Below are 5,983 nucleotides of genomic sequence, written 5' to 3'. Positions count from 1 at the left end.
ACCACCGCCGTCGGTAGTAATCCAAAGATTGCCGTACTTGTCTTCGCTGAAAGAGGAAACATGTTTGTAAGACAAACTATTGGTCAAAAGGATATCGCTTGTGATATAATTAAATTTTTGTTTACGCTGATTTACAAAATTTATTCCTCCGCCATAAGTACCGATCCATAGATTGTCATTCTTATCGCTTAGTACCGATCGGATTGTCTTGTAGGATAGTCCGGTTTCCGTCTCCGATTCATAGTAGAATTTGGTGTCTGCTTTTTTTATTTCCTCATCACTCTCCTTTAGCTTAATGGAACATAGAAAATACTCTGTTCCAATCCATAACTGTCCCAACCGATTTTCCTCTATACAATTTACCTTCGCATTTTTCAGTTCATCCAATTCGATTAGTTCCGGCTCTTTTTTCCCTTTTACAAAGCGCATTAATCCTTTCCAGGTCCCTACCCAGGTGTCCCCATAAGAATCCCGAAAAATAGCTTCTATCTGGCTATCCGGGAAATTACGATTCTGTACACTATAATTGGTCACCGAACGTGTGTTTAAATGTACAATATCCAGTCCTCCAAAATGGGTACCTATATATAATAAACCCTCAGGTGATTCATACAGGCTCAGAACACGATCGTCGGATGCTTGATAATAAAGGCGGTTGAAGGATTCTGTCTCCGGGTCGAAAGAGTATACGCCATTTCCATAAGTTCCTATCCATAAACCTCCCTCTTTTCTTTTTATGATTGAATGAACGGAGTATAAATTGTTTTCGGACTGAAGTGCGTTGTTCTTTAAGATTTTATAGGTATCGGTTTCTACATCATACATCAATAGCCCGAAATTTGTACCGATATAGATACGGTTTTCATCACAATATATCTTGAGGGCCTGTTGGTTTGTAAAATCCAAGGAGTTTTCAAAAGCCCATCTGTAATTTTTAAAGGCAATACCGTCAAAGCGGCAGAAACCTTCATCCGTAGCACACCAAATATAGCCGTCCTTATCCTGTTTTATATCAAATACTTTACTACTGGATAATCCATCTTGTATACCAAATTTCTCAAAACGCTCATGAGCAAAGTAAGTTGGATTTGCATTCACAAACAATGAACTGCATAGGAGAAAGAAGTAAAATATAACCCGGTACATCATGTTCTTATTCAGTTTTTTAATAATAGTTTGTTAATCTGTGAGTTAACATATAAAAAGTAAGTCATGTACTGATAGCTTGCTGAATTTAAGGTTTCTATATTTTTAATTCATATGAAATAATACAGAACCTGACTTATCTTTTGAAATAATAAAAAAGCATTTTGAATAAATTAAGGGCGAAGATAAGCAAATGGTATGAGAAATTTATATTTGAGGGGGGACTTTTATATTCGAATGCTTCTTAGGAGGTGTTGGTTGTGATAGGAGAATGAATTGTTATTTGTAATTATTTGTTGTTTTATATTCTTGTTTCACAAATCAAAATATAATAATTTGCTTAAGAAAATATTTTATAAATTGACATGTTTGTATTTTGTTGATTATTAAATTGTTACAGAATTGTATTTTCTCTCTACGAGGATTGGCTTGTTTCTCTACGGGACTCGCTCTGTTCCTCTACGAGAAACGGTGTATTTGACGTAGAGGAAAAATGGTGTTGTTTGTAAATTGCAACAAATGGGTTATGGGAGTTATGTAATTCTTTTGGGTGTTGTAAAAAAAATGAACCATTATACACATCTCTCTTTACTTCTGTTCCTGATTAAAGATATGTAGTAGACGGTTGATTCATATTGGTTCAAGTTTCGAATAATTTGCCAATATGTTGATTTGCCAATGTGCCAATATCATGCGGTATACAGCGTGGCCAATTGGCACATTGGTAAATTAGCTCATTATTATTTATTATAGTTTGAGAATAAGAGCCGTTGTATAGGCTATATAGCACAGTATCATAATCCCTCCTTCAATTCGTGTGATTGTACGTTTAGCAAAGAATAGTCCGAACAGCCAGAGCAGTATTCCTGACCCGACGAGAACCCATAGATCGAAGTTGGTGATGCCGCTCAAAGTCAATGGAGTGATGGAAGCACTACATCCAAGTACAAAGAAGATATTAAATAGGTTACTGCCGATCACGTTTCCAATCGCTATTTCCGGGTTCTTCTTCAATGCGGCTACGATCGAAGTGGCCAGTTCGGGCAGGGAAGTTCCCCCGGCCACTAAAGTAAGTCCGATAATCGATTCGCTTACACCCAGGCTGCGGGCAATATTGCTGGCTCCTTCCACAAACCATTGCCCGCCGAAAATCAGTCCGGCAAGACCACCTATAATATAGAGGATGGAACGCCACATAGGCAACTGACGGATTTCTTCATCCTGGCTTTCATTGTTGCCGCTCGATGCAATGGCAAATGTATATCCCAAAAAAATAGCAAAAAAACATAGCAGCAACAATCCGTCGGTGATGCTGATGACATTTTCTGTGGCATGGTTCAGCAATATGTCGTTGGCACAGATCAGCAATACGATGGATGAAAGTATACAAAGGGGAATTTCTTTCCTTAATGTATTCCGGGTAATAACGATGGGGGCGAATAATGCGGTACAGCCTACTATCATTAATGTATTGAAGATATTGCTTCCCACTACATTTCCGATAGCGATATCTACGCTTCCTTTCAGGGCGGAAGAGACGCTGACTGCGAGCTCCGGGGCGGATGTACCGAATGCGACAATGGTAAGTCCGATAACGATAGAAGGAATACGGAATCGTTTGGCAACGGATGCGGCACCGTCTGTCAGTCCGTTGGCACCTATCAGGATGAGGAGGAGGCCTCCGACAAGAAGTAATATATCCATATGGCTTTTAGATTTTTGCGCAAATATAATGATTCTACTTTGATGATATATCAAAAACATTGTGTATGTTTGGTGCATCTTTTTAAATTATGCTGTCCGTGAATGGAGGTAACTAAGTCATGTTGTATGAAAAAGAACCGTTTGTTTTGTCTTTTTATCTTATTAGTATTGGTCGGTGGGGCATCGGCTCAGTTAGTAGAGAAAGTCCGTGAATTCCTTGCCGAAGAAGATACGATGAAGACTGTTCCTGTCATACGAACAGACTCGGATTCATTAAATATAGCCAAGATGCGCGAGGAGTTGGAAGCTGCACGGTTGAATGAAGCCAATATGCGGATGGAGATGGAACAAATGAAATTGCGGGCATATGCTGCCGATTCCGTAAAACTGGCTTTACAGAGGTTGCGTATCGATTCATTGCGTAAATTTACTCCGGGTGTTCCTGTAGTAGTGGAAGGAGACACGCTTTTCTATATATTTGCCAAACGTGGCGGTCATACTCCCCAACAGCGAGCGGAAATGAATGCTGCGGCTATCACCGAGTTAGGTAAACGATTCAATTTGCAGCCGGACTCTTTATATTTGGAAAGCAGTGATATCGTTACCGATCTGATGTATGGAAATAAAGTACTTGCCTCATTTACCGATCAAGATGGTTTGTGGGAAGGGCGTACACGCGACCAGCTCGCTGCCGATAAACGTCAGGTAGTAGTGCACAAACTGAAAGAGATGAAAGAAGAGCACGGGTTGTGGCAATTGGGCAAACGGATTCTCTATTTCATTTTAGTATTGGTCGGGCAATTTTTATTATTTAAGGGAACTACTTGGCTGTTCCGGAAACTGAAAGTGCGTATTCAGAAGCTTAAGGACACGAAATTGAAGCCTATTTCTATTCAGGATTATGAGTTGCTGGATACTCAGAAACAGGTAAATCTGCTTATATTCTTATCAAATCTGCTTCGCTATGTTTTCATGCTGTTGCAGTTGTTGCTTACCGTACCGTTATTATTCTCTATTTTCCCGCAGACAAAGAATCTTGCTTATCAGATATTCTCATATATATGGAATCCTGTAAAAACTATATTCAGCGGTGTAATAGAGTATATTCCGAACCTGTTTACGATCTTTGTCATATGGTATGCAGTGAAATACCTGGTGCGGTTTGTGCATTATCTGGCTACTGAAGTACAATCTGAAAGACTGAAATTGAACGGTTTTTATCCGGATTGGGCCATGCCTACTTATCATATTGTACGCTTTTTACTATATGCCTTTATGATTGCGATGATCTATCCCTATCTTCCGGGGTCTGATTCAGGTGTTTTTCAAGGTATTTCGGTTTTTGTCGGTTTGATTGTTTCTTTGGGATCGAGTACCGTTATCGGAAATATCATTGCAGGATTGGTTATTACTTATATGCGTCCGTTTAAATTGGGTGACCGTATCAAACTGAACGATACTACTGGAAATGTTATTGAAAAGACTCCTCTCGTGACACGTATAAAAACGCCGAAAAACGAACTGGTTACCATTCCGAATGCTTTTATCATGTCGTCACATACCGTGAACTACAGCGCATCGGCGCGTACATACGGATTGATCATCCATGTAGAAGTAAGTATCGGCTATGATGTTCCTTGGCGTAAAGTACATGCGCTGCTGTTGAAAGCAGCCAAAGCAACCTCGGGTGTGATGGCCGATCCGGAACCTTTTGTACTTGAAACAGAGCTACAGGATTGGTATCCGGTGTACCAGATTAATGCCTATATAAAAGAGGCCGATCAGTTGACGCAAATTTATTCTAACCTGTATCAAAGTATTCAGGATGTGTTTACAGAAGCGGATATCGAGATAATGTCTCCACATTATATGGCTGTGCGGGATGGGAATGAGACAACTATACCCAAAGCTGGTGTAAAACCGGAAGATACGAAAGAGGGCATCAATTAATAAAAGGGTGTTTCTTTCATCACGAAGAAAACACCCTATTGCACGTGTGTTAATTTCAAGAGTAGAATTTATATATCCAAGGTAATGTTTTGTCGATTACCTGTTTGACCATCCCTTACTGATGCGTTACAAAAGTAAGGGAACGGTATTTCGTGTCTTTTACGAAATGTTTACCGGAAAGTGACAAATGTGATACATTGGAGTTACGAATTAGAAAATACTTTGCTGCATCTTATCAGTACTTTCTGATCATTGGATAAGGTGGTGGCAAACAGATAGGTCTCGCCTCCATCAGACAATTTGGTACGTTTCCGGATTTCTGCTACTGTAGCCGGAAAATTCCGAACGGTAATATTTGCTTTCTTGATATCCCCGATACATTCTTTGATCTCTTTTTTGTTGAAGGAACATTGCCCCGTCACCTGAAAAACTCTTCCGGGAAATTCTTTTATCCATTCGTCGGAGGTATACAGGTGGCTATTGGGGTGTAGCTTTCTCGTATGATACGAAGCGGCGATGCTGCGGAAAGCACCTGCTTTAAGAATGGATGCATTGGGCTCGTACAAGTATGTGCCTACTTTCTCTGTATAAGTGCATTCCGCTCTTGCTTCTTCTTCACGGGTGAAAACAAAGCTCTGTTTTTCTTTGGATGTGAGATTGATGCAATGGATCGGTATCTGATGTGTGGGAGGGGTATCTCCGATAATTAGCAAAAGCTCTTTGCAATCATTGTTTACAGAAATAACATGTGCTTCCTGTGTATGTTTCATTGTTTTTAATGCCAGACTGAGATCGAGCATCGGGGATAGTTTTATCATGATTCGGTTGGCCTTGGATAACAAAAGTTCTTCCAGTTTTGCTACGTCCGGTTCACAATCTGATATGGCAACAGTTTTTCCTCCGTGTTCGTTTCTTCGTGCCGGGTCGATGAAAATACAATCTTCCCGATTCATTTGCTGTAAGTGGGTTACGGCATCTTCATTGTATATTGTAATGTGATTCAGGCCCAGCAGGGGAAAGTTGTGCGAAGCGATTTCACAGAGTTCTTCCTGGCGTTCTACATACGATATATGTTTGAATTTAGTAGCCAGAAAAGCACAATCGATCCCCAAACCGCCTGTTAGATCGGTGAGCGTATTTCCATTTAACAAAGAGGCTTTGTAGAGTGCTGTTGTTTCGGAAG

4 protein-coding genes are annotated in these 5,983 nt (G+C 40.1%); 1 reads left to right on the top strand and 3 read right to left on the bottom strand.

What is annotated here, in order from left to right:
- Both QVP90_RS18875 and QVP90_RS18870 read right to left on the bottom strand, forming a co-directional pair.
- On the bottom strand, window positions 1-1,098 hold a 1,098-nt coding region (locus QVP90_RS18875), incomplete at its 3' end, for a ligand-binding sensor domain-containing protein (protein ID WP_288204924.1).
- A gap of 795 nt (window positions 1,099-1,893) precedes the next feature.
- The gene (locus QVP90_RS18870; RefSeq protein WP_021937292.1) at window positions 1,894-2,850 is read right to left on the bottom strand and encodes a calcium/sodium antiporter; all 957 of its coding nucleotides are present in this window, start codon (window positions 2,848-2,850) and stop codon (window positions 1,894-1,896) included.
- 126 nt (window positions 2,851-2,976) lie between these two features.
- Here QVP90_RS18870 and QVP90_RS18865 point away from each other — a divergent pair, with 126 nt between their 5' ends.
- On the top strand, window positions 2,977-4,800 hold the full coding sequence (locus QVP90_RS18865) for a mechanosensitive ion channel family protein (protein ID WP_288204923.1): 1,824 nt from the start codon (window positions 2,977-2,979) through the stop codon (window positions 4,798-4,800).
- Between the two features lie 203 nt (window positions 4,801-5,003).
- Here QVP90_RS18865 and QVP90_RS18860 read toward each other — a convergent pair.
- Window positions 5,004-5,983 (bottom strand): THUMP-like domain-containing protein (locus QVP90_RS18860; RefSeq protein WP_288204922.1); only part of this gene is annotated, 980 nt, incomplete at its 5' end.

The organism is Bacteroides sp. CAG:189, from assembly GCF_000432295.1.
Lineage (GTDB): Bacteria > Bacteroidota > Bacteroidia > Bacteroidales > Bacteroidaceae > Bacteroides > Bacteroides salyersiae.
Note: the sequence above shows the minus strand (reverse complement) of the source record. Positions and strands in the feature narration are given on the sequence as shown.